We start from the raw sequence: 26,265 nt of genomic DNA on the forward strand, positions 1-26,265 counted from the left end.
GACGGGCGGCTCGCGCAGCCGGCCGCAGCCGCGCCGGCCGTCGAGCCGGGGGCGGACGGCGACGAAGCGGCGGCCTCGGGTGCATCTGGCGCACCCGGCGCATCGGGCACGAAGCGCAAGAAAAAGCCGGCCGCGGACAAACCCGTGAAGACCGCCGACAAGCTCGCGAAACTCGGCCTCACGCGCTCGATCGATCTCGTGCTGCACCTGCCGATGCGCTACGAGGACGAAACCACGCTGACGCCGATCGGCGAACTGCTGCCGGGCGGCGTCGCGCAGACCGAAGGCGTCGTGTTCGACAACGAGGTCGCATACCGGCCGCGCCGCCAGCTCGTCGTGAAGATCCGCGACGACGACGGCGACCAGCTGGTGCTGCGCTTCCTCAATTTCTACGGGTCGCAGGTCAAGCAGATGGCCGTCGGCCAGCGGCTGCGGGTGCGCGGCGACGTGCGCGGCGGCTTTTTCGGGATGGAGATGGTGCATCCGGCCGTGCGCGTCGTCGAAGCCGATGCGCCGCTGCCGCAGGTGCTCACGCCCGTCTATCCGAGCACGGCCGGTGTGTCGCAGGCATACCTGCGCAAGGCGATCGAGAACGCGGTCGAGCGCACGCCGCTGCCCGAGCTGCTGCCTCCGGAGATCGAGCGCGACTACCTGAAGCCGCTCGGCGTGCCGACGCTCGCGCAGGCCGTGCGGATCCTGCACCACCCGGGCGTCGACTCCGACGAAGCCGCGCTGATGGACGGCTCGCATCCGGCGTGGACGCGCATCAAGTTCGAGGAGCTGCTCGCGCAGCAGTTGTCGCTCAAGCGCGCGCACGAGGAGCGCCGCACGCGCGCGGCGCCCGCGATGCCGCGCCGCACCGCGGCCGACGCCGATGCGCTGACGACGCGCCTGTACGCCGCGCTGCCGTTCACGCTGACGGGCGCGCAAGCGCGCGTCGTCGACGAGATCGCGCACGACCTGACGCTGCCGCACCCGATGCAGCGGCTGCTGCAGGGCGACGTCGGCAGCGGCAAGACGGTCGTCGCGGCGCTGGCCGCGACGCAGGCGATCGATGCCGGCTACCAGGCCGCGCTGATGGCGCCCACCGAAATTCTCGCGGAACAGCACGCGCGCAAGCTGCGCGCGTGGCTCGAACCGCTCGGCGTGTCGGTCGCGTGGCTGGCCGGCAGCCTGAAGGCGAAGGAGAAGCGCGCGGCGGTCGAGGCGGCGGCGCTCGGCACCGCGCAGCTCGTGATCGGCACGCACGCGATCATCCAGGACACCGTCGAATTCGCGCGGCTCGGCCTCGTGATCGTCGACGAGCAGCATCGCTTCGGCGTCGAGCAGCGTCTCGCGCTGCGCGCGAAAGCCGCGAACGCGGCCAACGGCGCGCGCGACTTCCAGCCGCACCAGCTGATGATGTCGGCCACGCCGATTCCGCGCACGCTCGCGATGACGTATTACGCGGATCTCGACGTGTCGACGATCGACGAGCTGCCGCCGGGCCGCACGCCGGTGCTCACGCGCGTCGTCGGCGACGCGCGGCGCGAAGAGGTGATCGCGCGCGTGCGCGAGGCCGCGCTGACCGGCCGCCAGGTGTACTGGGTGTGCCCGCTGATCGAGGAAAGCGAGACGCTGCAGCTGCAGACCGCCGTCGAAACCTACGAGACGCTCGCCGCGGCGCTGCCCGAGCTGAAGGTCGGGCTCGTGCACGGGCGGCTGTCGCCGGCCGACAAGGCGGCCGTGATGGACGCGTTCACGCGCAACGAAGTGCAGCTGCTCGTCGCGACGACCGTGATCGAGGTCGGCGTCGACGTGCCGAACGCGTCGCTGATGGTGATCGAGCATGCGGAACGCTTCGGCCTCGCGCAGCTGCACCAGCTGCGCGGCCGCGTCGGGCGCGGCACCGCGGCGTCGGTGTGCGTGCTGCTGTACAGCGGGCCGCTGTCGCTCACCGGCCGCGAGCGGCTGAAGACGATGCGCGAGACTACCGACGGCTTCGAGATCGCGCGGCGCGACCTCGAGATCCGCGGCCCCGGCGAATTCCTCGGCGCGCGCCAGTCGGGCGCGGCGATGCTGCGCTTCGCGAATCTCGAGACCGACGGCTGGCTGATCGACCCGGCCCGCGACGCGGCCGCGCGACTGATCGCCGCGTATCCCGACGTGGTCACGCAGCACCTGGCGCGCTGGCTCGGTGCGCGCGAGCAGTATCTGAAGGCGTGATCGTGCAATCGGGGTCGGATTTAAACCGCCATTCCCCGCACATTCGGCGTATCGCGATGCAGAGAAACTTGGCGAACCGGTGCCAACAGGTGTATAAATTAAACCTATCGCCTGTATATCTCTGATTGACCCACAATGACCCTGACTGAACTGAAATACATCGTCGCGGTGGCGCGCGAGCGGCATTTCGGCCGAGCGGCCGAAGCATGCTTCGTGAGCCAGCCGACGTTGTCGGTGGCGATCAAGAAGCTCGAAGACGAGCTCAACGTGCAGATTTTCGAGCGCGGCGCGAGCGAAGTGAGCGTGACGCCGATCGGCGACCAGATCGTCACACAGGCGCAGCGTGTGCTCGAGCAGACGTTCGCGATCAAGGAGATCGCGAAGCAGGGCAAGGATCCGCTCGTCGGCCCGTTCCGCCTCGGCGTGATCTATACGATCGGGCCGTACCTGCTGCCGACGCTCGTCAAGCAGATGATCCAGCGCGTGCCGCAGATGCCGCTGATGCTGCAGGAAAACTACACGCTGAAGCTGCTCGAACTGCTGAAGCAGGGCGAGATCGACGCAGCGATCATGGCGCTCCCGTTCCCCGAAACCGGCCTGATGGTGCGGCCGCTGTACGACGAGCCGTTCGTCGTCGCGCTGCCGGCCGGCCACCCGTGGGAGAAGCGCGACGAGATCGACGCCGAGGACCTGAAGCAGGAGACGATGCTGCTGCTCGGCAACGGCCACTGCTTCCGCGATCACGTGCTCGGCGTGTGCCCGGAGCTGATGCGCTTCTCGCAGACGGCCGACGGCATCCAGAAGACCTTCGAGGGCTCGTCGCTCGAGACGATTCGCCACATGGTCGCGAGCGGCGTCGGCATCACGGTGCTGCCGCGGATGTCGGTCGCCGAGGTCGGCCCGCGTGCGAACGGCCCCGACGCGGAACTGCTGTCGTACGTGCCGTTCCACGAACCGGTGCCCGACCGCCGCGTCGTGCTCGTGTGGCGCAAGAGCTTCACGCGGATGCCGGCGATCGACGCGATCAGCGAGGCGATCGCCGCGTGCGAGCTGCCGGGCGTCGCGAAGCTCGACATGCCGACGACGATGAACTGAGTCGCGCGTGCGCTGCGTGCCGGCGTCCGATGGACGGGGTCTTACGACCCCGTTTATTTTTCCCTATCGAATAGATGAAATTTATCAACTTCAAATATTTGATAGAAGAAAATACAATCTTTCGCATGGATCGGGTCGTCATGGCGACAAGCCCGTTCCGCACGCTGAATGCAAGCGTCAAAGGAGGATGTCATGATGCGGTCGGTATTGCAGCACGCGCAACGGAACATCCCGTCGCGTGACGAGGTCGTCAGTCGTGCGAGGGCCGCGGTCCGCAGTCTTCGGCCGATTGCATTCGCATACCTGGCGGATCGCGTGTATGGCGGATGAGTGCCGCCGCGCGCCGGTCCGGTGTTCCGCCGCTTCACCCGTCGTCCGGCCATGAAGGAGCGTTGTTGCATGTCCGAGATCTACGAAGCCCAAACCAAAGCCGCCCCTGGCACCCCGTAGCACGACAGGATCAACCTGTTCCGTTTCACCCCCGCAATGCTCCACGAACCGCGCCCGGCAAGTGGGGGCCCACGAGCAAGTAAAGGAGAAAAAGCATGTCGACCGAATCGAAATGTCCGTTCAACCACACGGCGGCCGGCGGCACGTCGAACAAGGACTGGTGGCCGAACCAGCTGAACCTCAACATCCTGCACCGGCACTCGGCGCTGTCCGATCCGATGGACCCGGATTTCGACTACGCGGAAGCGTTCAAGAAGCTCGACCTCGCAGCGGTGAAGCGCGACCTGCACGCGCTGATGACGACGTCGCAGGACTGGTGGCCGGCCGACTTCGGCCATTACGGCGGTCTGTTCATCCGGATGGCTTGGCACAGCGCCGGCACGTACCGGATCGCCGACGGCCGCGGCGGCGCGGGCGGCGGGCAGCAGCGCTTCGCACCGCTGAACAGCTGGCCGGACAACGGGAACCTCGACAAGGCGCGCCGGCTGCTGTGGCCGATCAAGCAGAAGTACGGCCGCAACATCTCGTGGGCCGACCTGATGATCCTGACCGGCAACGTCGCGCTCGAATCGATGGGCTTCAAGACCTTCGGTTACGCGGGCGGCCGTGCGGACACGTGGGAACCGGACGACGTCTACTGGGGCTCGGAAAAGATCTGGCTCGAACTGAGCGGCGGCCCGAACAGCCGCTACTCGGGCGACCGTGAGCTCGAGAACCCGCTCGCGGCCGTGCAGATGGGCCTCATCTACGTGAACCCCGAAGGCCCGGACGGCAACCCCGACCCCGTCGCGGCGGCGCGCGACATCCGCGAGACGTTCGCGCGGATGGCGATGAACGACGAAGAGACGGTCGCGCTGATCGCCGGCGGCCACACGTTCGGCAAGACGCACGGCGCGGGCCCCGCGTCGAACGTCGGTCCGGAGCCGGAAGCGGCGGGCATCGAGGAGCAGGGTCTCGGCTGGAAGAGCACGTACGCATCGGGCAAGGGCCGCGACGCGATCACGAGCGGCCTGGAAGTCACGTGGACGTCGACGCCGACGCAGTGGAGCAACGACTTCTTCAAGCACCTGTTCAGCTACGAATGGGAACTGACGAAGAGCCCGGCCGGCGCGCACCAGTGGGTCGCGAAGGATGCCGATGCGGTGATTCCGGATGCGTTCGATCCGTCGAAGAAGCATCGTCCGACGATGCTGACGACCGACCTGTCGCTGCGCTTCGATCCGGCCTACGAGAAGATCTCGCGCCGCTTCTACGAGAACCCGGCCGAGTTCGCCGACGCGTTCGCGCGCGCATGGTTCAAGCTCACGCACCGCGACATGGGTCCGCGTGCGCGCTATCTCGGCCCGGAAGTCCCGGCTGAAGAACTGCTGTGGCAGGACCCGATCCCGGCCGTCGACCACACGCTGATCGACGATGCCGACGTCGCCGCGCTGAAGGCGAAGATCCTCACGACGGGGCTGAGCGTATCGCAGCTCGTGTCGACCGCGTGGGCGTCCGCGTCGACGTTCCGCGGTTCGGACAAGCGCGGCGGCGCGAACGGCGCGCGGATCCGCCTCGCACCGCAGAAGGACTGGGAAGTAAACCAGCCGGCGGCGCTCGCGGCGGTGCTCGAGACGCTCGAAGGCGTGCAGAAGGCGTTCAACGACGCGCAGACGAGCGGCAAGAAGGTGTCGCTCGCCGATCTGATCGTGCTGGCCGGCGCGGCCGGCGTCGAGCAGGCCGCGAAGAACGCGGGCGTCGCGATCACGGTGCCGTTCGCACCGGGCCGGATGGACGCGTCGCAGGAGCAGACCGACGTCGACGCGATGGCCGTGCTCGAGCCGGTGGCGGACGGTTTCCGCAACTACCTGAAGGGCGCGTACAAGACGCCGGCCGAGGCGCTGCTGGTCGACAAGGCGCAGCTGCTGACGCTGACGGCGCCGGAGATGACGGTGCTGGTCGGCGGCCTGCGCGTGCTCGGCGCGAACGTCGGCGGCTCGAAGCACGGCGTGTTCACCGATCGTCCGGGCACGCTGTCGAACGACTTCTTCGCGAACCTGCTCGACATGGGCACCGAGTGGAAGCCGGTGTCGGGCGCGAACGACGTGTTCGAAGGGCGCGACCGCGCGACGGGCCAGGTCAAGTGGACCGGCACGCGCGTCGACCTGATCTTCGGCTCGCACTCGCAGCTGCGTGCGCTGGCCGAGGTGTACGGCAGCGCGGACGCGAACGAGAAGTTCGTGCGCGATTTCGTCGCGGCCTGGAACAAGGTGATGAACCTCGACCGCTTCGACCTCGCGTGAACTCCGTGACGCGGTAACGCCGTCACGTTGCAACGTGAAACGGCCGGTCGCACGACCGGCCGTTTTTCTTCCGATTCAACCTTCAGTCGAAGGAGTCACGATCATGACGCAAATGATCCTGAACATGCGCGCTGCGTACACGCCGGCCGAGCTGGCGCGGCGCATCGTCGGCTTCGCGATCGTCATCGGCGGCGCAGCCGAGCTGATCGCGCAGGCGCTGCACGCGCTCGCGCCGCTCGTCGCGGGCGCCGGCGGTTGAGCGCACGGATTCGCTCGCCGCGCTAGACTGGCAAGCTGCGAACGGATGCCGCGCGATGCGGCATGCGGATTGCTATACGCATTTTCGTCGGTTCAACATTTCGAATGGGAGTCCCGAAGATGGCCAAGAAAGGCAACGCCACGCAGATCAACATCGGCATCAGCGACAAGGACCGCAAGAAGATCGCGGACGGCCTGTCGCGCCTGCTCGCCGATACGTTTTCGCTGTACCTGAAGACCCACAACTTCCACTGGAACGTCACGGGTCCGATGTTCAATACGCTGCACCTGATGTTCGAAGAGCAGTACAACGAACTGTGGCTCGCGGTCGACTCGGTCGCCGAGCGCATTCGCACGCTCGGCGTCGTTGCGCCGGGCACGTTCGCGGATTTCGCGAAGCTGTCGTCGGTGCCGGAGGCCAACGGCGTGCCGGCGGCCGAAGAAATGATCCGCCAGCTCGTCGAAGGGCACGAGACGGTCGTGCGCACCGCGCGCGAAATCTTCCCGATCGCCGATGCGGCGAGCGACGAGCCGACCGCCGACCTGCTCACGCAGCGTCTGCAGACGCATGAAAAGACCGCATGGATGCTGCGGTCGCTGCTCGCGTAAGCCCCGCGCGGCCGCCCATCGGTCCCGCGCGGCCGGCGCCGCGCCGAGCGCTCCGCAGCCGAGCCGAGCGCCGGATTGGCCGCCGGCTGCCGGCGTCGGGCTCGGCATCCGTCCCTTGATTGACTCGCATCGGCCGCCCGCCCGCTTGCTGCGGGGCGGGCGGCTACCGCGCGGGCCGCGGCGCGCAACCGCGGGGTGCCCCGACATGACGCGAACCGCCGCTCGGCTCTAAAATGCCGGGATTCTCTCCCCGGTGCTTCGCCATGCTTGCCCGCTTTCCCCTGTATCTGCGGCTCGTCCGGATGGACAAGCCGATCGGCAGCCTGCTGCTGCTGTGGCCGACGCTCAACGCGTTATGGATCGCATCAGACGGCCATCCGCGCTGGCCGCTGCTCGTGATCTTCGTGCTCGGCACGCTGCTGATGCGCTCGGCCGGCTGCGCGATGAACGACTACGCGGACCGCGATTTCGACCGTCACGTGAAGCGCACGGCCGATCGGCCGCTCACGTCGGGCAAGATCCGCGCGTGGGAAGCCGTCGCGATCGCGGTCGTGCTGTCGTTCGTCGCGTTTCTGCTGATTCTGCCGCTCAATACGCTGACGAAGGAACTGTCGGTCGTCGCGCTGTTCGTCGCCGGATCGTATCCGTTCATGAAGCGTTTCTTCGCGATTCCGCAGGCGTATCTCGGCATCGCGTTCGGCTTCGGCATCCCGATGGCGTTCGCGGCCGTGCAGGACACGGTGCCGATGCTCGCGTGGGTGATGCTCGTCGCGAACATCTTCTGGTCGGTCGCGTACGACACCGAATATGCGATGGTCGATCGCGACGACGACATCAAGATCGGCATCCGCACGTCGGCGCTGACGTTCGGCCGCTTCGACGTCGCGGCCGTCATGCTGTGCTACGCGATGACGCTCGGCATCTACGTGTGGATCGGCGTGACGCTCGGCTTCGGTCTCGCGTACTGGGCCGGCTGGGCCGCGGCGGTGGGCTGCGCGCTGTATCACTACACGCTGATCAAGGATCGCGAGCGGATGCCGTGCTTCGCGGCGTTCCGGCACAACAACTGGCTCGGCGGCGCACTGTTCGCGGGGATTGCCGCGCACTATCTGCTGGCCGGCGCTGCTGGCAACTGACGCTGCACGCGCCTCGCCGGCGCGCGATGCCAACAAAAAAGCGGCCGCGGCCGCTTTTTTGTTGTCGGTGCAGGGAACGTGCGGCGTTGGTCGCCGCGCTTACGCGCGGCCGAGCTCGTCGCCCATTTCCTTCGCGCGCGCCTCGGCCGCGAGCGCGCCGCGCACGATCGCTTCCTTCACGCCCTGCGCGTCGAACGACGCGAGCGCGGCGGCCGTCGTGCCGCCCTTCGACGTCACGCGCTCGCGCAGCACGCTCGCCGGCTCGCCCGATTGCGCGGCGAGCTGCGCGGCGCCCGCGAACGTCGCGACCGCGAGCGCGCGGCCCTGTTCGTCGTTCATGCCGAGGCGGCGCGCGGCTTCCTGCAGCGCTTCGATGAAATAGAACACGTAAGCCGGGCCGCTGCCCGAGATCGCCGTGACCGCGTCGAGCTGGGCTTCGTCGTCGAACCAGACGATCTCGCCGACCGCGCCGAGCACGCTCGACGCGAGTTCGCGACCGGCCGCGTCGACGCCCGGCAGCGCGGCGAGGCCCGTCACGCCCATCCCGACCAGCGCCGGCGTGTTCGGCATCGTGCGCACGACGCGCGCGTAGTCGCCGAGCCAGCGTGCGAGGTCGGTGCCGCGGATGCCGGCCGCGATGCTGATCACGAGCTGCGACTTCAGATGCGGCGCGAGCGCCTGCGCGACGTCCTTCAGCACCTGCGGCTTCACCGCGAGCACGATCGCGTCGTAGTCGGCGAGCGTCGCGTCGACGGCCGCGCCGGTGCGAATGCCGAATTGCTGCGCGGCGCGCGCGCGGACGTCCTCGTTGACGTCGATGGCGTACAGGCCGTCAGCGGCGACGCCGCGCTTGACGAGGCCGCCGATCAAGGCCGCGGCCATGTTGCCGCCGCCGATGAATGCGATTTTCATGATGTCCGATTGAGCAAGTAAGTGAACGGAAACGCGGAAAGCGGGTGGCGCTCAGCGCGAATAGTCGCGTGCGCCGAAGATCGCGGTGCCGACGCGCACGATCGTCGCGCCTTCGAGCACCGCGGCTTCGAGATCGGCGGACATGCCCATCGACAACGTGTCCAGCGGCAGCCCTTCGGCGCGCAAAGCGTCGAACAGCGCACGCAGGGCGCGATGCGGCGCGCGCTGCGCATCGACGTCGCCGGCCGGTTCGGGAATCGCCATCAGCCCGCGCACGCGCAGCGCCGGCAGTGCGGCGATCGCGCGCGCGACCTCGGCCACGTCGGCTGGCGCGACACCGCTCTTCGACGCCTCGCCGCTGATGTTCACCTGCACGCAGACGTTCAGCGGCGGCAGGTGCGCGGGGCGTTGTTCCGACAGGCGCTGCGCGATCTTCAGCCGGTCGACCGAATGGACCCAGTCGAACCGTTCGGCGACCGCGCGCGTCTTGTTCGATTGCAGCGGCCCGATGAAATGCCATTCGAGCTCGGCGCGCAGATCGGCGAGCGCGTCGATCTTGTCGACCGATTCCTGCACGTAGTTCTCGCCGAATGCGCGTTGGCCGGCCGCATGCGCGGCGCGCACGTCGTCGGCTGGAAACGTCTTCGATACGGCGAGCAGCGAGACGGTGGCGGGATCGCGGCCGGCCGCGCGGGCGGCGTCGGCGATGCGGCGGTGGACGGAGTCGAGACGGGCGGCGAAATCGGACATGACGGGCACGGAAGCAGGCACGGGAAGCGAGTACGGCGGCAAGTACGGTGACGAACGTGACGCGGGATGCGGCAGCCGATGCGGCACGGCGCGCCGCGCATCGCGACTCGCTCATTATACGGAGGGCGCGCCGCGCGGGGCCGGCCGGCCCGTTGCGTCAGCCGTACAGCAGATGCTCGACGAGCTGGACCCAGTGCGTGACGGGAATCTGCGTGCCGCTTTGCAGGTGCGCGATGCAGCCGACGTTGCCGGACACGATCATCTGCGGCTCGAGCGCCTGCAGCTTCAGCAGCTTCTGCTTGCGCAGCCGGTACGAGAGCGACGGCTGCGTCAGCGAATAGGTGCCGGCCGACCCGCAGCACAGATGACTGTCGGCCGGCAGCCGCACATCGATGCCGAGCGTCTCGAGCAGGCGTTCGACCTTGCCGCGCGACTGTTGGCCGTGCTGCAGCGTGCACGGCGGATGGTACGCGACGGTATGGATCGCGCGGCGGCGCGCGAGCGTCGCGATCTCGGCCTCGAACGCGAGCAGCACGTCGGAGATGTCGCGCGTCAGCGCGACGATGCGCTGCGCCTTTTCCGCATAGGCCGGATCGTCGCGCAGCAGGTGCGCGTATTCGAGCACCGTCGCGCCGCATCCCGATGCGTTCATCACGATCGCCTCGGCGCCTTGTTCGACGTGCGGCCACCAGGCGTCGATGTTGCGGCGCGCGTCGTCGAGCGCGTCGTCGTGATAGTTCAGGTGCAGGCGGATCGCGCCGCAGCAGCCCGCGTCGGGCGAGACGATCGTCTCGACGCCGAGCGCGTCGAGCACGCGCGCTGTCGCGATGTTGATGTTCGGCAGCATCGACGGCTGCACGCAGCCGGCGAGCATCAGCATCTTGCGCGGGTGCGTGCGTTGCGGCCATTCGAGCAGCCGCGTGCGCGGCGGCACCTTGTCGCGCAGCCGCTTCGGCAGCAGCGGCCGCACGTGCTGGCCGAGCCGCATCATCGGCGAGAACAGCGCCGCATTCGGCACGACGCTCGCGAGCGCGCGGCGCATGAGCCGCTGCTGCGCGGGGCGCTCCACCTGCGCCTCGACGTGCTTGCGGCCGATCTCGACGAGCCGCCCGTACTGGACGCCGGACGGGCAGGTCGTCTCGCAGCTGCGGCACGTAAGGCAGCGGTCGAGATGCTGCTGCGTGCTGCGCGTGACGGGTGCGCCTTCGACCATCTGCTTGATCAGGTAGATGCGGCCGCGCGGACCGTCGAGTTCGTCGCCGAGGAGCTGGTAGGTCGGGCACGTCGCGGTACAGAAGCCGCAATGCACACACTTGCGCAGGATCGCGTCGGCCTCGTCGCCGTCGGGCGTGTTGCGGATGAAATCGGCGAGGTTCGTTTGCATCCAACCCTCAGAGATCGGGATAGAGCCGGCCACGGTTGAAAATGCGCGCCGGATCGAACGCGCTCTTCAGCCCGCGGTGAATCTTCATCAGCGGCGCGGGCAGTGGCGTGAACACGCCCGCGCTGCGGTCGTACGCGTCGCCGGCGCGGAACAGCGTCGCGTGGCCGCCGGCCTGCTTCGCGCTCATGCGTACCGTCTGCGCGTCGGCGTCGGTGATCCACCAGCGCTGCGCGCCGCCCCATTCCATCAGCTGCGTGCCGGGCAGATGCATCGGTTCGGTGATCGACGGCAGCGACAGGCGCCACAGCGCGTAGCCGGGCGGGATGCCGTTGAAGAACGGGTCCGTGTGCTCGCGCAGCCCGGCCCAGAAGCGCTCGGCCTCGACCGCGTCGACCACTTCACCGCCGAGCAGCGTCTTCGCCGATTTCACCGCCGCCTCCGCGCCCGACAGCCGCAGCACGAGCGTGCCGTTGCGCCAGCCGCTCGCGCTGACGGGCAGCGGATGGCCGCCCCATTCGTTGAGCTTGCGCACCGCGTCGGTCGCGGTCATCTCGAACTTCAGCGTGACTTCGGCGACCGGCACCGGCAGCACCTTGATCGACAGGTCGAGCATCAGCCCGAGCGTGCCGAGCGAGCCGGCCATCAGCCGCGACACGTCGTAGCCGGCGACGTTCTTCACGACCTGGCCGCCGAAGCGCAGCACTTCGCCGCGCCCGTTCATCAGCGTGACGCCGAGCACGAAATCGCGCGGCGCACCGCAGGTCGCGCGGCGCGGCCCCGCGAGGCCGGCCGCGACGCAGCCGCCGACGGTGGCCGCGCGGCCGAAGTGCGGAGGCTCGAACGGCAGCATCTGGCCGCATTCGGCGAGAACGCTTTCCAGCTGCGCGAGCGGCGTGCCCGCGCGGACCGTGACGACGAGTTCGGCCGGATCGTACGACAGGACGCCCTGAAACGCGCGCGTGTCGAGTATTTCGCCGTCCAGCGCCTGGCCGTACCAGTCCTTCGTGCCGCCGCCGCGGATCCGCAGCGGCCGCCCGTTGGCACTGGCGGCGCGGATGCGCTCGGCCCATCCGGCGACGATGTCGTCCTCTTCCATGTTCCGTTGCTGCCTCGTTGTTGTCCGGTCGATTGTACCGGGGTGGCGCGATTGCACATCGCGACTATCCCTAAGCCCCGTATCAGCATGGCATGCGCGCGCCGCCACGCGCACGCAGCGCGCATCGGCGCGGGCCGCGCACCGCTCAGAAGCGCGGCAGCCCGGGGTGCGGCAGCAGCCCGCCGCGCACGTGCTGGCGGCCGTATTCGGCGCAGCGCGCGCGGGTCGGGATTCCCTTGTCGGGGTTGAGCAGCCCGGCCGGATCGAAGGCGCGCTTGACCGCGAAGAACGCGTCGCGCTCCTGCGGCGAGAACTGCACGCACATCGAATTCAGTTTTTCGATGCCGACGCCGTGCTCGCCCGTCACGCTGCCGCCGAATTCCACGCAGCATTCGAGGATTTCCGCGCCGAACTGTTCGGCGCGGTGCAGCTCGTCCGGATCGTTCGCGTTGTAGAGGATCAGCGGATGCATGTTGCCGTCGCCGGCATGGAACACGTTGATGCAGCGCAGCCCGTAGCGCGTCTCGAGCTGCTCGATGCGCGCGAGCAGCGGGCCGATCGCGCGGCGCGGCACGGTGCCGTCCATGCAGTAATAGTCGGCGGAAATGCGTCCGGCGGCCGGGAACGCGTTCTTGCGGCCGGACCAGAAGCGCAGCCGCTCGCTTTCGTTGCGCGACACCTGGATGCGCGTCGCGCCATGCTCGCGCAGCACGGCCGTCATCCGCACGATTTCTTCGGCCACTTCTTCCGGCGTGCCGTCCGATTCGCACAGCAGGATCGCCTTCGCGTCGACGTCGTAGCCCGCGTGCGTGAACGCCTCGACGGCCTGCGTGGCCGGCTTGTCCATCATCTCGAGCCCGGCCGGGATGATGCCCGACGCGATGATCGCCGCGACCGCCTCGCCGCCTTTCACGACGTCGTCGAAGCTCGCCATCACGAGCTGCGCGGTCTGCGGTTTCGGGATCAGCTTCACCGTGACCTCGGTGACGATCGCGAACATCCCTTCGCTGCCGATCATCACCGCGAGCAGCTCGAGGCCCGGCGTGTCGAGGCCGAGCGAGCCGAATTCGACGATCTCGCCGTCGATCGTGACCGCGCGCACGCGCATCACGTTGTGCACGGTCAGCCCGTACTTCAGGCAGTGGACGCCGCCGGAATTTTCCGCGACGTTGCCGCCGATCGTGCACGCGATCTGCGACGAGGGATCCGGCGCGTAATAGAGCCCGTAAGGTGCGGCCGCTTCCGAAATCGCGAGGTTGCGCACGCCGGGCTGCACGGTCGCCGTGCGCGCGTACGGGTCGACCTCGACGATGCGCGTGAAGCGCGCGAGCGACAGCACGACGCCGCTCGCGATCGGCAGCGCGCCGCCGGACAGGCTCGTGCCCGCGCCGCGCGGCACGATCGGCACCTCCATGCGGCGGCAGATCTGGACGATCCGCTGCACCTGCGATTCGGTTTCGGGCAGCGCGACCGCGAGCGGCAGGCGCCGGTACGCGGACAGGCCGTCGCATTCGTATGGCGCGGTGTCTTCGTCGCGGTACAGCAGGCAATGCGTCGGCAGCACGGCCATCAGCGCCTGCACGACCTCGCGCTGGCGCTGCGCGCGCGTCGCGCTCGACAGTTCGACGGAAGCGTTCATTCGGTCTCCTGCGTGCGGCGCGTCGTCGCGCCGCCGGGTCAGCACGTGAAGATCTTGCCGGGATTCATCAGGTTGCGCGGATCGAGCGCGAGCTTGATCGCGCGCATCGTGTCGATCGCGTTGTCGCCGTGCTCCTTCGGCAGGAAGCGCATCTTGTGCAGCCCGACGCCGTGTTCGCCGGTGCAGGTGCCGCCGAGGCGCAGCGCGCGCTCGACGATCCGGTCGTTGATGCGTTCGGCTTCGTCGATTTCCTCCGGCTTGTCGGGGTCGATCAGGATCGCGACGTGGAAGTTGCCGTCGCCGACGTGGCCGACGATCGGGCAGGGCAGCGACGACGCGCGCAGGTCGGCTTCGGTTTCCTCGACGCACGCGGCGAGCTGCGAGATCGGCACGCACACGTCGGTCGTCACCGCGCGGCAGCCCGGTTTGAGCTGCAGCATCGCGAAATAGGCGTTGTGGCGCGCGGCCCAGAGCCGCGTGCGATCCTCCGGGCGGGTCGCCCATTCGAAGCCCTGGCCGTTGTTCTGGCCCGCGAGCGCCTGCACGAGTTCGGCCTGCTCCTTTACGCCGGCTTCCGTGCCGTGGAATTCGAAGAACAGCGTCGGCGCTTCGGCGAGCGTCAGGTTCGAGTGGCGGTTGATCGAACGCACGGCGAGCGAGTCGACGAATTCGACGCGGGCGATCGGCACGCCGATCTGGATCGTCTCGATCACGGTGCGCACCGCGTCGCCCATCGACGGGAACGTGCAGATCGCGGCCGACACGGCTTCGGGCAGCGGATGCAGGCGCAGCGTGATCTCGGTGATCACGCCGAGCGTGCCTTCGGAGCCGACGAACAGCCGCGTGAGATCGTAGCCGGCCGACGACTTGCGTGCGCGCGAACCGGTCTTCACGACGCGGCCGTCGGCCAGCACCGCGGTCAGGCCGAGCACGTTCTCGCGCATCGTGCCGTAGCGCACCGCGTTGGTGCCGGATGCGCGGGTCGCCGTCATCCCGCCGATGCTCGCATCGGCGCCCGGATCGATCGGAAAGAACAGGCCGGTGTCGCGCAGCGCTTCGTTGAGCGCCTTGCGCGTGATGCCCGGCTCGACGGTGACGGTCAGGTCTTCCGCGTTGATCGACAGCACGCGGTTCATTTCGGACAGGTCGAGCGATATGCCGCCGCGCACCGCGAGCAGGTGCCCCTCGAGCGACGAACCGGCGCCGTACGGGATCAGCGGCACGCCGTAGAGCGCGCACAGCGACACGACCTCGCGAACTTCTTCGGCGCTGTGCGGGAACACGACGGCGTCGGGCAGTTGCGGATCGAACGGCGACTCGTCGCGGCCGTGATGGGCGCGCACGGCGTCGGCGGTGGACACGCGCTCGCCGAAGGCGGCGCGCAGCGCATCGAGCATTGCGGGGGGGAGGGGGCGGCGCGTGGCGGCCGGCGTGTCGGGGTGATTCACGAATGTCTCCTGACGGCTGCTTGTCGAACTTTCGGCCCATTCTACGCTGCAACGCCTGCTGCGGCGCCCGCCGCGGGCTGCGATAATCGCGTTCCAACGCAACCGGGCCGCGTCGCGGCCGCGCACGAGAGGGACATCCGCATGGGCAACCGCTTGAGCAAGATCGCCACGCGCACCGGCGACGACGGCACCACCGGCCTCGGCGACGGCCGGCGGATCGGCAAGGACGACGCACGGATCGCCGCGATCGGCGACGTCGACGAGCTGAACTCGACCCTCGGCGTGCTGCTCGCCGAGCCGTTGCCGGACGACGTTCGCGCCGCGCTCGTCACGATCCAGCACGACCTGTTCGATCTCGGCGGCGAGCTGTGCATCCCCGGCCACATGGTGCTCGACGACACGCATCTCGCGCGCCTCGACCGGTGGCTCGCCGACTACAACGCGACCTTGCCGCCGCTGAAGGAATTCATCCTGCCGGCCGGCTCGCGCGCGGCGTCGCTCGCGCACGTGTGCCGGACGGTGTGCCGCCGCGCGGAGCGCTCGATCGTCGCGCTCGGCCGCACCGACACGCTCAATGATGCGCCGCGGCGTTACGTGAACCGGCTGTCGGACCTGCTGTTCGTGCTGGCGCGCGTGCTGAACCGCGCGGCTGGCGGCTCGGACGTGCTGTGGGAGCGCGGGCGCGTGCGCTGAAGCTCAAGCCGGTGCCGCGTTTTCCGCGCTGCGACAATTTGCCCGAGGGGGTGCCGGCTTTAAAGATGTATCGTGCGTGCATGTTTAACGGAGAACGAACATGACCGACATCACCGCTGACCAGATGGCCCGTGTGAAGGCCACCGCCCCCGTCCTCGCCGAGCACGGCGCGACGATCACGAAGCATTTCTATCAGCGGATGTTCGCGCGTCATCCGGAACTGAAGAACCTGTTCAACCAGACGCACCAGAAGACCGGCAGCCAGCCGGAAACGCTCGCGAAGGCCGTGTATGCGTATGCGGCGAACATCGACAACCTTGGCGCGCTGGGCGGCGCGGTGTCGCGGATCTCGCACAAGCACGCGAGCCTCAACATCCGGCCGGAGCATTACCCGATCGTCGGCGAGAACCTGCTCGCGTCGGTCGTTGAGGTGCTCGGCGATGCGGTCGATGCGGAAACGCTCGAAGCGTGGCGCGTTGCGTACGGCCAGCTTGCGCAGATCCTGATCGGCGCCGAGGCCGACCTTTACGCGGGCGCCGCGTGGAGCGGCTTCCGTCCATTCAAGGTCGCGCGCAAGGTGCGCGAAAGCGACGAGATCACGTCGTTCTACCTGACGCCTGCCGACGGCGGCGGCGCGCCGACGTTCGAGCCGGGCCAGTACATCTCGGTGAAGCGCTTCGTCGGCGATCTCGGCGTCGATCAGCCGCGCCAGTACAGCCTGTCCGATGCGCCGCACGGCAAGTGGCTGCGCATTTCGGTTAAGCGCGAATCCGGGCAGGCCGAAGCGATCCCGGCCGGCAAGGTGTCGACGCTGCTGCACGACGGCGTGGAAGAGGGCGCGATCGTCGAGGTGACGGCTCCGATGGGCGACTTCTCGCTGAAGCGCGATGCCGATACACCGGTCGTGCTGATTTCCGGCGGTGTCGGCATCACGCCGATGATGTCGATGGCGTCGACACTGATCGCCGAAGGCAGCAAGCGCGAAGTCCGCTTCATCCACGCATGCCGTTCCGGCGCCGTGCACGCGTTCCGCGACTGGCTGAACGACGCGGCGCGCGAGCACGCGAACGTGAAGCGTACGGTGCTGTATGAGCTGGTGGGCCCTACCGACCGTGCCGGTGTCGATCACGATCTCGAAGGGCGCCTGACGCCGGAACGCGTGAAGCAATACGCGCTGGTGCCGGATGCCGACTACTACATCTGCGGGCCGATCGCGTTCATGAAGGCGCAGCGCGATGCGCTCGTCGCCCTTGGCGTCGCGCCGGAGCGCGTGAACACCGAGATCTTCGGTTCGGGCGCGCTCGAGTGAGCGTGTGACGGCCGGTTTCGGCCAACGCAATGAGGCAATGAAAATGAAAAGCCCGGCGCGAGCCGGGCTTTTTTGTACTCGCAGCGAGCGCCGTACGGACGACTTCAGGCGCGCAGCATCAGCGTTGCATGATAGCGCCACACTTTCGGATCGGCGCTGACGAGCGGCATGCCTTCATGCAGCGCCTGGGCGACCATTACGCGGTCGAACGGATCGGCATGATCGGCGAAATCCGGCAGCGCGCGACTGCCTCGACGTGATCGCTGCTGATCGGCAACTCGTCGAACCCGGCGAGCCGGAACGCCGAGCGGGCATCCCGCGGATGAACGGGGAGATTGCCATTGCGATAGTTGATTGTGATTTCCCAGATGGACGCGGCACTGACGTACAGCGTGTTCTGCGGATCCTCGATTAATGCGACTGCAGTCGGCGAAAGCTGCGATGCGCCTTCGGCCGCCCAGAGCGCGATATGCGTATCGGGCAACAGCTTCACGGCGCGAGTCCCTGATCCAAGCTGGCATCGAAGCCGGCAGCGATCGATTCGTCGCCCGCGTGGAATGCCTCGACGCTTGCCGGGATGTTCAATCCGGCAAGCACCTGACGCGCTGCGCCGATCCGCTTCGGCGCGGCGTAAGGCCCGATCCTGGCGACCGGATGGCCATTGCGTGCGATCACGACTTCGGATTCGCGCCCCGATTCAAGCGCTTCGACGAGGCTTGAAAGCCGCGACTTGGTATCGTGCATGTTGACGGTCGGCATGGTCGCTTCTCTAGTTAGCTAGGCGCTGTTAGCGGGTCCAGCAGAGGGACACGCCAACCGCAGGCTGGCCGCATGGCCAACGCGCCGCCGGGCTGCGTCATACGGTCGGCCTAGCCTGCGGGCGCCCTTCAGTTACCGCTGCCGCGCGCGACGCGGCGCGCCTTCACGGCTTCCGCGAGGCCTTCGAGCACCTTCACGCTGTCGTCCCACGCGATGCATGCGTCGGTAATGCTCTGGCCGTAGGTCAGCGCGCAGCCTTCCTTCAGATCCTGGCGCCCCTCGACGAGGTGCGACTCGATCATCACGCCGACGATGCGCTCGTCGCCGGCCGCGATCTGACGGCCGATGTCCGCGCACACCGGGATCTGGTTCTCGTGCTTCTTCGAGCTGTTCGCGTGGCTCGCGTCGATCATCAGGCGCGCGGCGAGGCCGGCCTTGCCGATGTCCGCGCACGCGGCGTTCACGCTGTCCGCGTCGTAGTTCGGCGTCTTGCCGCCGCGCAGGATCACGTGGCAGTCCTCGTTGCCGGCCGTCGACACGATCGCGGAGTGGCCGCCCTTCGTCACCGACAGGAAATGGTGCGGCTGCGACGCGGCCTTGATCGCGTCGACCGCGATCTTCACGTTGCCGTCGGTGCCGTTCTTGAAGCCGACCGGGCACGACAGCCCCGACGCCAGTTCCCGATGCACCTGCGACTCGGTCGTGCGCGCGCCGATCGCGCCCCACGAGATCAGGTCGGCGATGTACTGCGGGCTGATCATGTCGAGGTATTCGGTCGCGGCCGGCAGACCCATTTCGTTGATCTGCAGCAGCAGCTCGCGCGCGGTGCGCAGCCCTTCGTTGATCTTGAAGCTGTTGTCCAGATGCGGATCGTTGATGAGCCCCTTCCAGCCGACCGTCGTGCGCGGCTTCTCGAAGTACACGCGCATCACGACTTCCAGTTCGCCCTTGAAGCGCTCGCGCTCCTTCACGAGCCGGCCCGCGTATTCGATCGCCGCCTTCGTATCGTGGATCGAGCACGGTCCGATCACGACGATCAGCCGGTCGTCCATTCCGTGCAGGATGCGGTGCATCGACTGGCGCGAGTGATAGATCAGCTCGGACGCGGCTTCGGAGCACGCGAATTCGCGGATCAGGTGGGCAGGCGGCGTCAGTTCCTTGAGTTCGCGAATGCGGACGTCGTCGGTGTTGTGCGGGGGCATGCTTTTTCTCCTAATTTTCCGGGGCGCCGTTCGGTCAGTGCGCGTGCGGCAAATTCATCAATTCAGGCAATTCAGTGGTGTCGGTCGTGGCTGCGGGACGGCTTGCGGCGGCGGCCGGTTGGCGAAGGGCGAAAAAAAACCGCCGGGTTCGCCGGCGGTTTTTTTTCGGGAATTTCGGTTGCGCTTCACGCGCCATCAACCCTCTCGATCCGCCAGCGGTCTGAGATACCAAAAAAAGTAAAAATAAAACTTGGCGGACATGACGGAGATTCGGTTCGTCGAAAAAGTCGATTCGGAATTTATACCCGGTCCGCGCGCGGCTGGCAACCGGGGATGCTCGAAAATGCGGACAATCCGCGCGTTTTCATCAAAAAGCGCGGATTGTCTGCGCCGCGATGCGGTTATGCCGTACCGCCGACCGTCATCTTGTCGATCCGCAGCGTCGGCTGGCCGACGCCGACCGGCACGCTCTGGCCTTCCTTGCCGCACACGCCGACGCCCGTGTCGAGCGACATGTCGTTGCCGATCATGCTCACGTACTTCAGCGATTCCGGGCCGCTGCCGATCAGCGTCGCGCCCTTCACCGGGTACGTGACCTTGCCGTTCTCGATCATGTATGCCTCGGACGCCGAGAACACGAACTTGCCGTTCGTGATGTCGACCTGGCCGCCGCCGAAGTTCACCGCGTACAGGCCGTTCTTCACCGACGCAATGATTTCCTGCGGATCCTTGTCGCCGTTCAGCATGTAAGTATTGGTCATGCGCGGCATCGGCAGCGCCGCGTACGACTCGCGCCGCGCATTGCCGGTCACGGGCATCTTCATCAGGCGCGCGTTCAGCGTGTCCTGGATGTAGCCCTTCAGGATGCCGTCCTCGATCAGCGTCGTGCACTGCGTCGGGTTGCCTTCGTCGTCGATGTTCAGCGAACCGCGGCGATTCGGCAGCGTGCCGTCGTCGACGACCGTCACGCCCTTCGCGGCGACCTGCTCGCCGATCCGGCCGGCAAATGCCGACGAGCCCTTGCGGTTGAAGTCGCCCTCGAGGCCGTGGCCGATGGCCTCGTGCAGCAGCACGCCCGGCCAGCCCGGCCCGAGCACGACGGTCATCGCGCCGGCGGGCGCCGGGCGCGCGTCGAGGTTCACGAGCGCCGCGTGCACCGCGTCGTCGACGTAGCGCGACAGCACTTCGTCGGTGAAGTAACCGTAGTCGAAGCGGCCGCCGCCGCCGCCGGAGCCGATTTCGCGGCGGCCGTTCTGCTCGGCGATCACCGTGACCGACACGCGCACGAGTGGGCGGATGTCGGCCGCGAGCGCGCCGTCGCTGCGCGCGACCAGCACGACGTCGTATTCGCCGGCGAGGCCCGCCATTACCTGCGTGACGCGCGGGTCGCGGCCGCGCGCCATCTGCTCGATGCGCTCGAGCAGCTTGACCTTCGCGGTGGCGTCGAGCGACGCGAGCGGATCGGACGGCAGGTACAGGTCGCGGCCCGAGATGCCCGTCAGCGACCTCGCGGCCTTGATCTTCTGGCGCCCGCCGCCGGCCGCCGCGATCGCCTTCGTGGCTGCGGCCGCCTGCGCGATCGCTTCCGGCGACAGGTCGTCCGAGTACGCGAACGCGGTGCGGTCGCCCGCGACCGCGCGCACGCCGACGCCCTGGTCGATGCTGAAGCTGCCCGACTTCACGATGCCTTCCTCGAGGCTCCACGCTTCGCTGCGGGTCGCCTGGAAGTACAGGTCCGCGTAGTCGACGCGATGCGTGAAGATGTCGGCGATCGTGCGCGTGAGCAGGCTTTCGTCGAGGCCGTACGGCGTGAGGAGGATGTCCTTCGCCAGCGCAAGATTGCGGATGCCGGGTTCGATGATGTTCATGCGGGTATCGAGGGTTCTCAAAAAGTTGTCGGGTGCGTTCTGGGCAGATGGGTTGACCGGGCGGCGTTTCAAGCTGCAGCGCGGGCAGCGGGTCAGGCCAGCACGCGATGCCGCCACGCGGGCAGGCTCTGGCGCACGTCGGCGATGCGCTGCGGATCGAGCGCGCCGGCCACGACGCTCGCGCCTTCGTCGCGGACCGCGACGATGTCGCCCCACGGGTCGATCAGCATGCTGTGGCCCCAGGTGCGCCGGCCGTTCTCGTGCTTGCCGCCCTGCGCGGCAGCGAGCACGTAACACTGGTTCTCGACGGCCCGCGCGCGCAGCAGCATTTCCCAGTGCGCGCGGCCCGTCGTATACGTAAACGCCGACGGTACGACGATCAGCGCGCAGTCGCCCATCCTGCGATACAGCTCCGGAAAGCGCAGATCGTAACAGACCGACAGGCCGACCCGCCCGAACGGCGCGTCGAACGCGACGACGGTGTTGCCGGCGCGGATCGTGCGCGCCTCGTCGAACGATTCGTCGCCTTTCTCGAAGTTGAACAGGTGGATCTTGTCGTAGCGGGCTGCCTCCTGGCCGGACGGGTCGAACACGAGCGTCGTGTTCAGCACGTGATCGGGCTCCGGCGCCTTCAGCGGCAGCGTGCCGCCGATGACCCAGATGCCGTGACGCTGGGCGGCGCCCGCGAGAAAGCGCTGGATCGGACCGTCGCGGTAGGGCTCGGCGAGCGCGAGCTTGTCGGTGTCGCGGTGGCCCATGAAGCAGAAGTACTCGGGCAGCAGCACGAGCCGGGCGCCGTCGCCGGCCGCTTCGGCGATCAGGCGGCCGGCTTCGGCGAGGTTGCGCGCGACGTCCGGCGTGCTCACCATCTGCAGCGCGGCCACCCGAAAGGGCGTGGCGGAACGGGTGTGATCGGTCATCGCAGGATCGGTTGCGTGATAAATGGGGTGCGGCCCGGCGCCGTGCGCATCAATGGCTCGCCGCATCGGCCGGACCGTGATTCATCTTACCCTGATCGCCCCGCACCCGCTCGATGTGCGGATGGGCCCACGAGCCCGTGATCGCGTAGTCGAGCGCGAACGCGTGCGACAGCGTCTCCGACAGCGCGTAGTTCGCAGCCAGCACGCCGATGCCGAGCAACGGGTTGACGATCGCGGCCGCGATCGCCGCGGTGCCGGCGCCGATCTTCGGCGCGACGTGCGCGTGCAGATCCTGTGTCTCGGTGCCGAGGTCCACCGCGCCGCGCACCGTCACGTTCGCGGGCGCCGTCGTCATCGAGAAGTCGTCGGTGCGCGCGATTCCGTTCGAGATCCGGCTCGTGCCCGTGATCTTGTCGAACGGCAGCCCCTTGCCCAGCACGTCGCGGAAATTCAGCGTCAGGAAGCGCGCGAGGCTCTGCAGGCTCAGCACGCCGAGCAGTTTCGCGGCGCCCGGATCGACCTTCAGGATCTGGCCGTGCTCGAGATCGAGCGCGACCTGCCCGCCGAGCGACGGCAGATCGACCGCGGTCGGGCCGCCGCGCCAGCCGACCTTGCCGGTCACGGTGCCGCGGCCGTCCGCGAGCGTGCGCGGCAGGCCGACGCGGTCGAGCAGCGCGCCCGCGTTGCCGATGTCGAGCTTGAAGTCGAACACGCTGCGGCGCGGCGCGTCGTTTTCATCGACGCCGCGGGCGAGCGCGCGGCGCGACGTGCGCCAGTTGCCGGTCGCCGTCAGCGTCGCGGCCGGGTTCGCGAGCTCGAGCTTGTCCAGCTGCCACACCGGCGCGCCGTCCTCGTCGATGTTGCGCGCATTGACGACGAGCCGGCCGATGTCGTGATCGCGCGCGACGACCTGGTCGACGATCAGGTCGACCGACGGCATCGGGCGGTCGGTCGGCGTCGGCAGGTTCATCGCGCGGCCGACGAGGTCGTGCTGCGCGCTTTGCGGAATCACGAGCTTCGCGAGCCGCGCGTTCAGTACGCCCGCGCCGTTGTGGCCGCCGCCCGGCGCCCACGACAGGTAGCCCGACACCTGGTTCGACGCGATATTGGCCTGCCACAGCTCGTCGACGTGCGACGCGCCGACGATCACGTTCTCCCAGTTGCGCTTGAGCAGCTTCAACGTGCCGAAGTGGAGCGCGAAGCGCTTCGGCGTGAAGCTCGCGACGTCGATGCGCGGCGCGGCCTGCGGCTCGGACGCGCGCGGCGTGTCAGGCTGCAGCGTGCGTGCCAGCGCGAGCCATGCGTCGGCGTCCAGTTCGTCGACGTCGACGGCCGCGCTCACGCCCTCCTGCGGCAGGTCGGGCATCCGGTGGATGCCCATCGCGCCGCGCACCGCGCGCAGCGGTTGGCCATGGGTCGCGTCGAGCAGGTAGGTCGCGGATACGGGGCCGAGCGTCAGGTCGGCATGTTCGAGCCGCTTGCCGTCGGTCTGCGCGGCCGGCTCCAGCGTGAAGCGGAACGGCATCGGCGTGCCGGCCGGTTTCGCGAACGGCGCCGGGAAGTTCAGCGCGACGCCGGTCAGGTCGGAGCGCGCGGTGACTTGCGGCAGGCGGCCCGGCGCGCCGCGCACGGCGATCTGGTACGGCGCGTCGCCGACCACGTGCTCGAGCAGCACCGCCGCGGTGCCGCGCAGGTTCAGGCCGCGCGCGGCGTCGAGCGCGAGCTTGCCGTCGACGTTCACCGCGTACGGGCCGTGCGACTGGAAGCTGCCGCTCGCGCGCACCGGGCCGCCGAGGAAGCGCGCCGACAGGTCGTGCAGCGACGCGCCCGCCTCGGTGAAGCGCACGCTGCCGCGCAGCGCGGACAGCGGCGGCACGCCGTCGGCCGACAGCGTATTGCCGCCGAACGCGAGCGCGCCTTCGACGTGCGTATGCGGATGCGGAACGTGCTGCGGAATCGTGATCTTCAGCGCGAGCGCCGCGGGGCCCTGCGCGTCGATCCGCTGGCCGACGTGCGCGCTCATCGCGCCGAGCGAGCTGTTGTCCGCATAGTCGATCAGGTCGGCGAGCGGGCCTTGCGCATGGCCGTCGATGACGAGCGGCGACTTCGACGGATTGCCGAGATCGTCGATGCGGCCCGTGACCTTCGTCAGCGCGACGCGCTTGTAGTGCGCGCGTGCGATGTCGAAACGCAGCTTGTTCTGTGCGAGTTCGAATACGCCGTCGATCCCGTCGAGCGCGGGCCACACGCTCGGCGTGCCGTTCGCGAGCTTGCGCGGCGGATACGGCGTCGGCTCGAAGCGGCCGCCGGTGAACGGCGCGACGATATGGAACACGCCGGCATCCGGCTCGTGTTCGAACGGGAATTTCTCGAGCGGGCCGCGCGCGACGATCGACGCGCCCTTGGTCACCTGGCCGTCTTGCAGCGCGTGGCCGAGATAGTCGCGCAGGTGCTCGGACATCCCGGTCGGCAGGTAGCGCGGAATGCGCGCCACCGACGCGCGCGCGAAATCCGCGCGCAGGTCGAGCGAGCCGCGGCCGTGGCCGGGGTTCGTGTACGAGCCCGACACCGCGATCTCGGCATCCGGGTTCGCGACGAACAGGTCGGGCAGCGTCACGTCGACGCGCGCGTGCTTGTCGCCGGGCGCGGGCGTGATCACCCATTTCGCGTTGCCGCGCAGCCGGTCGAACGTCAGGCGCGGCTCGTCGAATTCGCCGGGCACCGTGACGGCTGCGTTGACCGTATCGATGTGCGCGCTGCCGCCGGTCTCGGTCGCGTCGATGCGGCCCCACACATTCTCGACGCCCGGCCAGCCGGCGCGCGGATGACCGCGCGGCGACAGTCCCGGCGGCGGCTCCTGCGCGGCGACGCTGATGCCCTGCAGATCGCCGAGGAAGCGGTAGCGGATGATCGGCGCGGCGCCCATGCGCCGCTCTTCGTCGGCGAGATCGGGCCGCGCGGGCTTCGCGCGTTCGACCTCGATGTGATAGTTCGACACCATCCCGCGCGGGTCGAGCTTGATCAGTTCGTTGCGCAGCCGCGCCGGCAGCGGCAGCCCGCGGATGAATTCGCTGAGGATGCCGAGGTCGACGCGGTCGCCGACGACGCTCAGCAGCTGACCCTGGTCGGCGGCCGGCACGCGGTAGCGGGCCGTCAGCGTCGACAGCGCGAGCGAGCGGGCGAGCGGCGTGCCGTCCGGCAACGGCGGCTGGCCGAGCTCCGCGTTGAAGCGCGTCAGGTGCAGCGTGTAGTCGCGGCCGGCGTTCAGCGCCATGTCCCAGCCGAAGCCGACCGTCGGCACGTCGAGGCGCGGCTGCGTCGGCCGTACGCGCAGCGCGACGTCGGCGCCCTGCAGGTCGCCGCCCGCGGAGCGCAGATGGCCGTCCTGGAAGGTCGCCCAGATCGCGTTGTCGATCCGGCCCGCGTGGACCGTGAGCGGCAGGTCGAGATAGCGGCCGAGCGTTTGCAGATCGACGGGGCCGGTCGACAGATACGCGTCGCCGGTCCAGTTCGTCGGCTTGCCGATCGGCGCAAGCGCCTTGTGCCGGAAGCGCGCGCGAAAATCGAGCGGCCCGAGCAGCAGCGTGCCGTTCGCCGGCGCCTGCAGCGCGGCTTTGTGCTCGCGGCCGTGGTTGAGCACCGCGAGGCGGATGCCCGACAGCGCGAGTTCCGGCGCATCGTGCTGCGCGTCGCGCCAGCGCAGCGTGCCGTTGCGCAGCACGATCGCTTCCTGCTTCAGCAGCCACGTGCCGAACGTGTCGTTGCCGCCGTGGGTCGTCGCGACGCCGACGCCCGCGATGCTCAGCGAGCCGTCGGCCGCGCGCGCGACGACGAGGTCCGGGTGGTCGACGATCAGGCTCGACAGCGCGGGCGACAGCCGCAGCAGCGACATCCACGACAGCGCGGCCGTCGCGTGCGGGACCGACAGCGCGATCTGGCCGTCACGGCCGCGAATGGTCAGGTGGGTGACTTCGACGCCCGGCTGCATGCCGGACCAGTGAGGGGACAGCTTGCCGATCGACAACTGCGCGTGGAGCTTGTCGGACACCGCGCGCTCGATGCGCGGCCGGTATTCGTCGATACGCGGCAGCAGCACGTAGCGCAGCCCGAGGAACGCGCCGGACGCAACGAAGTAGGTGCCGATCCCGACTGCCAGCGTCACCCTGAACACGCGACGCAGGACCGGATGATCGTGCTTCGGAGGTCCGGCTTCGGGCGCAGCTACGGCGGATTCCTGACGGTCGGACATG

General features: G+C 68.6%; 20 protein-coding genes and 1 pseudogene. 9 read left to right on the plus strand and 12 right to left on the minus strand.

Annotated features, from left to right (window positions below):
* The 7 genes from recG to ubiA form a co-directional block, all read left to right on the plus strand.
* Positions 1 to 2,205 (plus strand): ATP-dependent DNA helicase RecG (gene recG / locus BSE24067_RS23405; protein ID WP_174904868.1); only part of this gene is annotated, 2,205 nt, incomplete at its 5' end.
* 135 nt (positions 2,206 to 2,340) lie between these two features.
* The gene (locus tag BSE24067_RS23410; protein WP_151064455.1) at positions 2,341 to 3,300 is read left to right on the plus strand and encodes a LysR substrate-binding domain-containing protein; all 960 of its coding nucleotides are present in this window, start codon (positions 2,341 to 2,343) and stop codon (positions 3,298 to 3,300) included.
* Positions 3,301 to 3,374: 74 nt separating this feature from the next.
* A complete protein-coding gene (locus BSE24067_RS23415) occupies positions 3,375 to 3,542 on the plus strand; it encodes a hypothetical protein (RefSeq protein ID WP_170297457.1) in 168 nt (55 codons plus the stop codon).
* A 303-nt stretch (positions 3,543 to 3,845) separates the two neighbouring features.
* A complete protein-coding gene (gene katG / locus BSE24067_RS23420; RefSeq protein WP_151064456.1) occupies positions 3,846 to 6,032 on the plus strand; it encodes a catalase/peroxidase HPI in 2,187 nt (728 codons plus the stop codon).
* Between the two features lie 103 nt (positions 6,033 to 6,135).
* Entirely contained in the window at positions 6,136 to 6,291 is a 156-nt protein-coding gene (locus tag BSE24067_RS23425) for a hypothetical protein (protein WP_170297458.1), read from the plus strand.
* Positions 6,292 to 6,410: 119 nt separating this feature from the next.
* A complete protein-coding gene (gene dpsA / locus BSE24067_RS23430; RefSeq protein ID WP_040143454.1) occupies positions 6,411 to 6,899 on the plus strand; it encodes a non-specific DNA-binding protein DpsA in 489 nt (162 codons plus the stop codon).
* Positions 6,900 to 7,162: 263 nt separating this feature from the next.
* On the plus strand, positions 7,163 to 8,035 hold the full coding sequence (gene ubiA, locus BSE24067_RS23435; RefSeq protein ID WP_151064457.1) for a 4-hydroxybenzoate octaprenyltransferase: 873 nt from the start codon (positions 7,163 to 7,165) through the stop codon (positions 8,033 to 8,035).
* A 99-nt stretch (positions 8,036 to 8,134) separates the two neighbouring features.
* Here the strand turns inward: ubiA and proC are convergent, their stop codons facing one another.
* The 6 genes from proC to BSE24067_RS23465 all read right to left on the minus strand — a co-directional run bounded on the left by proC (position 8,135) and on the right by BSE24067_RS23465 (position 15,264).
* Positions 8,135 to 8,947, minus strand: coding sequence for a pyrroline-5-carboxylate reductase (proC, locus tag BSE24067_RS23440; RefSeq protein WP_151064458.1), 813 nt, complete (start codon positions 8,945 to 8,947; stop codon positions 8,135 to 8,137).
* Between the two features lie 51 nt (positions 8,948 to 8,998).
* Positions 8,999 to 9,697 carry a YggS family pyridoxal phosphate-dependent enzyme gene (locus tag BSE24067_RS23445; protein ID WP_151064459.1) on the minus strand — a complete coding sequence of 233 codons (699 nt, stop codon included), beginning with the start codon at positions 9,695 to 9,697 and terminating at the stop codon, positions 8,999 to 9,001.
* A gap of 157 nt (positions 9,698 to 9,854) precedes the next feature.
* On the minus strand, positions 9,855 to 11,081 hold the full coding sequence (glcF, locus tag BSE24067_RS23450) for a glycolate oxidase subunit GlcF (protein WP_151064460.1): 1,227 nt from the start codon (positions 11,079 to 11,081) through the stop codon (positions 9,855 to 9,857).
* Between the two features lie 7 nt (positions 11,082 to 11,088).
* Positions 11,089 to 12,177, minus strand: coding sequence for a glycolate oxidase subunit GlcE (glcE, locus tag BSE24067_RS23455; RefSeq protein ID WP_151064461.1), 1,089 nt, complete (start codon positions 12,175 to 12,177; stop codon positions 11,089 to 11,091).
* A 145-nt stretch (positions 12,178 to 12,322) separates the two neighbouring features.
* On the minus strand, positions 12,323 to 13,816 hold the full coding sequence (locus BSE24067_RS23460; protein ID WP_151064462.1) for an FAD-linked oxidase C-terminal domain-containing protein: 1,494 nt from the start codon (positions 13,814 to 13,816) through the stop codon (positions 12,323 to 12,325).
* Positions 13,817 to 13,854: 38 nt separating this feature from the next.
* Positions 13,855 to 15,264 (minus strand): FAD-binding oxidoreductase, encoded by a 1,410-nt coding sequence (locus BSE24067_RS23465; RefSeq protein ID WP_151064463.1) that lies wholly within the window; start codon positions 15,262 to 15,264, stop codon positions 13,855 to 13,857.
* 141 nt (positions 15,265 to 15,405) lie between these two features.
* Here BSE24067_RS23465 and BSE24067_RS23470 point away from each other — a divergent pair, with 141 nt between their 5' ends.
* Positions 15,406 to 15,957, plus strand: a complete 552-nt coding sequence (locus BSE24067_RS23470; protein ID WP_151064464.1) for a cob(I)yrinic acid a,c-diamide adenosyltransferase — start codon at positions 15,406 to 15,408, stop codon at positions 15,955 to 15,957.
* A 100-nt stretch (positions 15,958 to 16,057) separates the two neighbouring features.
* Positions 16,058 to 17,266 carry an NO-inducible flavohemoprotein gene (gene hmpA, locus BSE24067_RS23475; protein ID WP_151064465.1) on the plus strand — a complete coding sequence of 403 codons (1,209 nt, stop codon included), beginning with the start codon at positions 16,058 to 16,060 and terminating at the stop codon, positions 17,264 to 17,266.
* A 104-nt stretch (positions 17,267 to 17,370) separates the two neighbouring features.
* Here the strand turns inward: hmpA and BSE24067_RS23480 are convergent.
* From BSE24067_RS23480 to BSE24067_RS23505, 6 genes and pseudogenes are all read right to left on the minus strand, one after another.
* Positions 17,371 to 17,759, minus strand: a pseudogene (locus BSE24067_RS23480) (type II toxin-antitoxin system VapC family toxin).
* A complete protein-coding gene (locus tag BSE24067_RS23485; protein ID WP_151064466.1) occupies positions 17,756 to 18,025 on the minus strand; it encodes a type II toxin-antitoxin system Phd/YefM family antitoxin in 270 nt (89 codons plus the stop codon). The pseudogene BSE24067_RS23480 and the gene BSE24067_RS23485 overlap by 4 nt, the downstream one beginning before the upstream one ends.
* A 128-nt stretch (positions 18,026 to 18,153) precedes the next feature.
* Positions 18,154 to 19,227 carry a 3-deoxy-7-phosphoheptulonate synthase AroG gene (gene aroG / locus BSE24067_RS23490; protein WP_151064467.1) on the minus strand — a complete coding sequence of 358 codons (1,074 nt, stop codon included), beginning with the start codon at positions 19,225 to 19,227 and terminating at the stop codon, positions 18,154 to 18,156.
* A gap of 401 nt (positions 19,228 to 19,628) precedes the next feature.
* On the minus strand, positions 19,629 to 21,095 hold the full coding sequence (tldD, locus tag BSE24067_RS23495; RefSeq protein WP_151064468.1) for a metalloprotease TldD: 1,467 nt from the start codon (positions 21,093 to 21,095) through the stop codon (positions 19,629 to 19,631).
* Between the two features lie 92 nt (positions 21,096 to 21,187).
* Positions 21,188 to 22,015, minus strand: coding sequence for a carbon-nitrogen hydrolase family protein (locus BSE24067_RS23500; protein ID WP_151064469.1), 828 nt, complete (start codon positions 22,013 to 22,015; stop codon positions 21,188 to 21,190).
* A gap of 49 nt (positions 22,016 to 22,064) precedes the next feature.
* On the minus strand, positions 22,065 to 26,264 hold the full coding sequence (locus tag BSE24067_RS23505; RefSeq protein WP_151064470.1) for a YhdP family protein: 4,200 nt from the start codon (positions 26,262 to 26,264) through the stop codon (positions 22,065 to 22,067).
* Between the last annotated feature and the right edge of the window lies 1 nt (position 26,265).

The sequence above is a fragment of the Burkholderia latens genome, from assembly GCF_902499045.1.
Lineage (GTDB): Bacteria > Pseudomonadota > Gammaproteobacteria > Burkholderiales > Burkholderiaceae > Burkholderia > Burkholderia latens.

Bases quoted from the DNA above. Each gene is read 5' to 3' on its own strand.
- BSE24067_RS23410 (WP_151064455.1), top strand. From the start codon at position 2,341: ATGACCCTGACTGAACTGAAATACATCGTCGCGGTGGCGCGCGAGCGG.
- BSE24067_RS23415 (WP_170297457.1), top strand. From the start codon at position 3,375: ATGAAATTTATCAACTTCAAATATTTGATAGAAGAAAATACAATCTTT.
- katG (WP_151064456.1), top strand. From the start codon at position 3,846: ATGTCGACCGAATCGAAATGTCCGTTCAACCACACGGCGGCCGGCGGC.
- BSE24067_RS23425 (WP_170297458.1), top strand. From the start codon at position 6,136: ATGACGCAAATGATCCTGAACATGCGCGCTGCGTACACGCCGGCCGAG.
- dpsA (WP_040143454.1), top strand. From the start codon at position 6,411: ATGGCCAAGAAAGGCAACGCCACGCAGATCAACATCGGCATCAGCGAC.
- ubiA (WP_151064457.1), top strand. From the start codon at position 7,163: ATGCTTGCCCGCTTTCCCCTGTATCTGCGGCTCGTCCGGATGGACAAG.
- proC (WP_151064458.1), bottom strand. From the start codon at position 8,947: ATGAAAATCGCATTCATCGGCGGCGGCAACATGGCCGCGGCCTTGATC.
- BSE24067_RS23445 (WP_151064459.1), bottom strand. From the start codon at position 9,697: ATGTCCGATTTCGCCGCCCGTCTCGACTCCGTCCACCGCCGCATCGCC.
- glcF (WP_151064460.1), bottom strand. From the start codon at position 11,081: ATGCAAACGAACCTCGCCGATTTCATCCGCAACACGCCCGACGGCGAC.
- glcE (WP_151064461.1), bottom strand. From the start codon at position 12,177: ATGGAAGAGGACGACATCGTCGCCGGATGGGCCGAGCGCATCCGCGCC.
- BSE24067_RS23460 (WP_151064462.1), bottom strand. From the start codon at position 13,816: ATGAACGCTTCCGTCGAACTGTCGAGCGCGACGCGCGCGCAGCGCCAG.
- BSE24067_RS23470 (WP_151064464.1), top strand. From the start codon at position 15,406: ATGGGCAACCGCTTGAGCAAGATCGCCACGCGCACCGGCGACGACGGC.
- hmpA (WP_151064465.1), top strand. From the start codon at position 16,058: ATGACCGACATCACCGCTGACCAGATGGCCCGTGTGAAGGCCACCGCC.
- BSE24067_RS23485 (WP_151064466.1), bottom strand. From the start codon at position 18,025: ATGCCGACCGTCAACATGCACGATACCAAGTCGCGGCTTTCAAGCCTC.
- aroG (WP_151064467.1), bottom strand. From the start codon at position 19,227: ATGCCCCCGCACAACACCGACGACGTCCGCATTCGCGAACTCAAGGAA.
- tldD (WP_151064468.1), bottom strand. From the start codon at position 21,095: ATGAACATCATCGAACCCGGCATCCGCAATCTTGCGCTGGCGAAGGAC.
- BSE24067_RS23500 (WP_151064469.1), bottom strand. From the start codon at position 22,015: ATGACCGATCACACCCGTTCCGCCACGCCCTTTCGGGTGGCCGCGCTG.
- BSE24067_RS23505 (WP_151064470.1), bottom strand. From the start codon at position 26,264: ATGTCCGACCGTCAGGAATCCGCCGTAGCTGCGCCCGAAGCCGGACCT.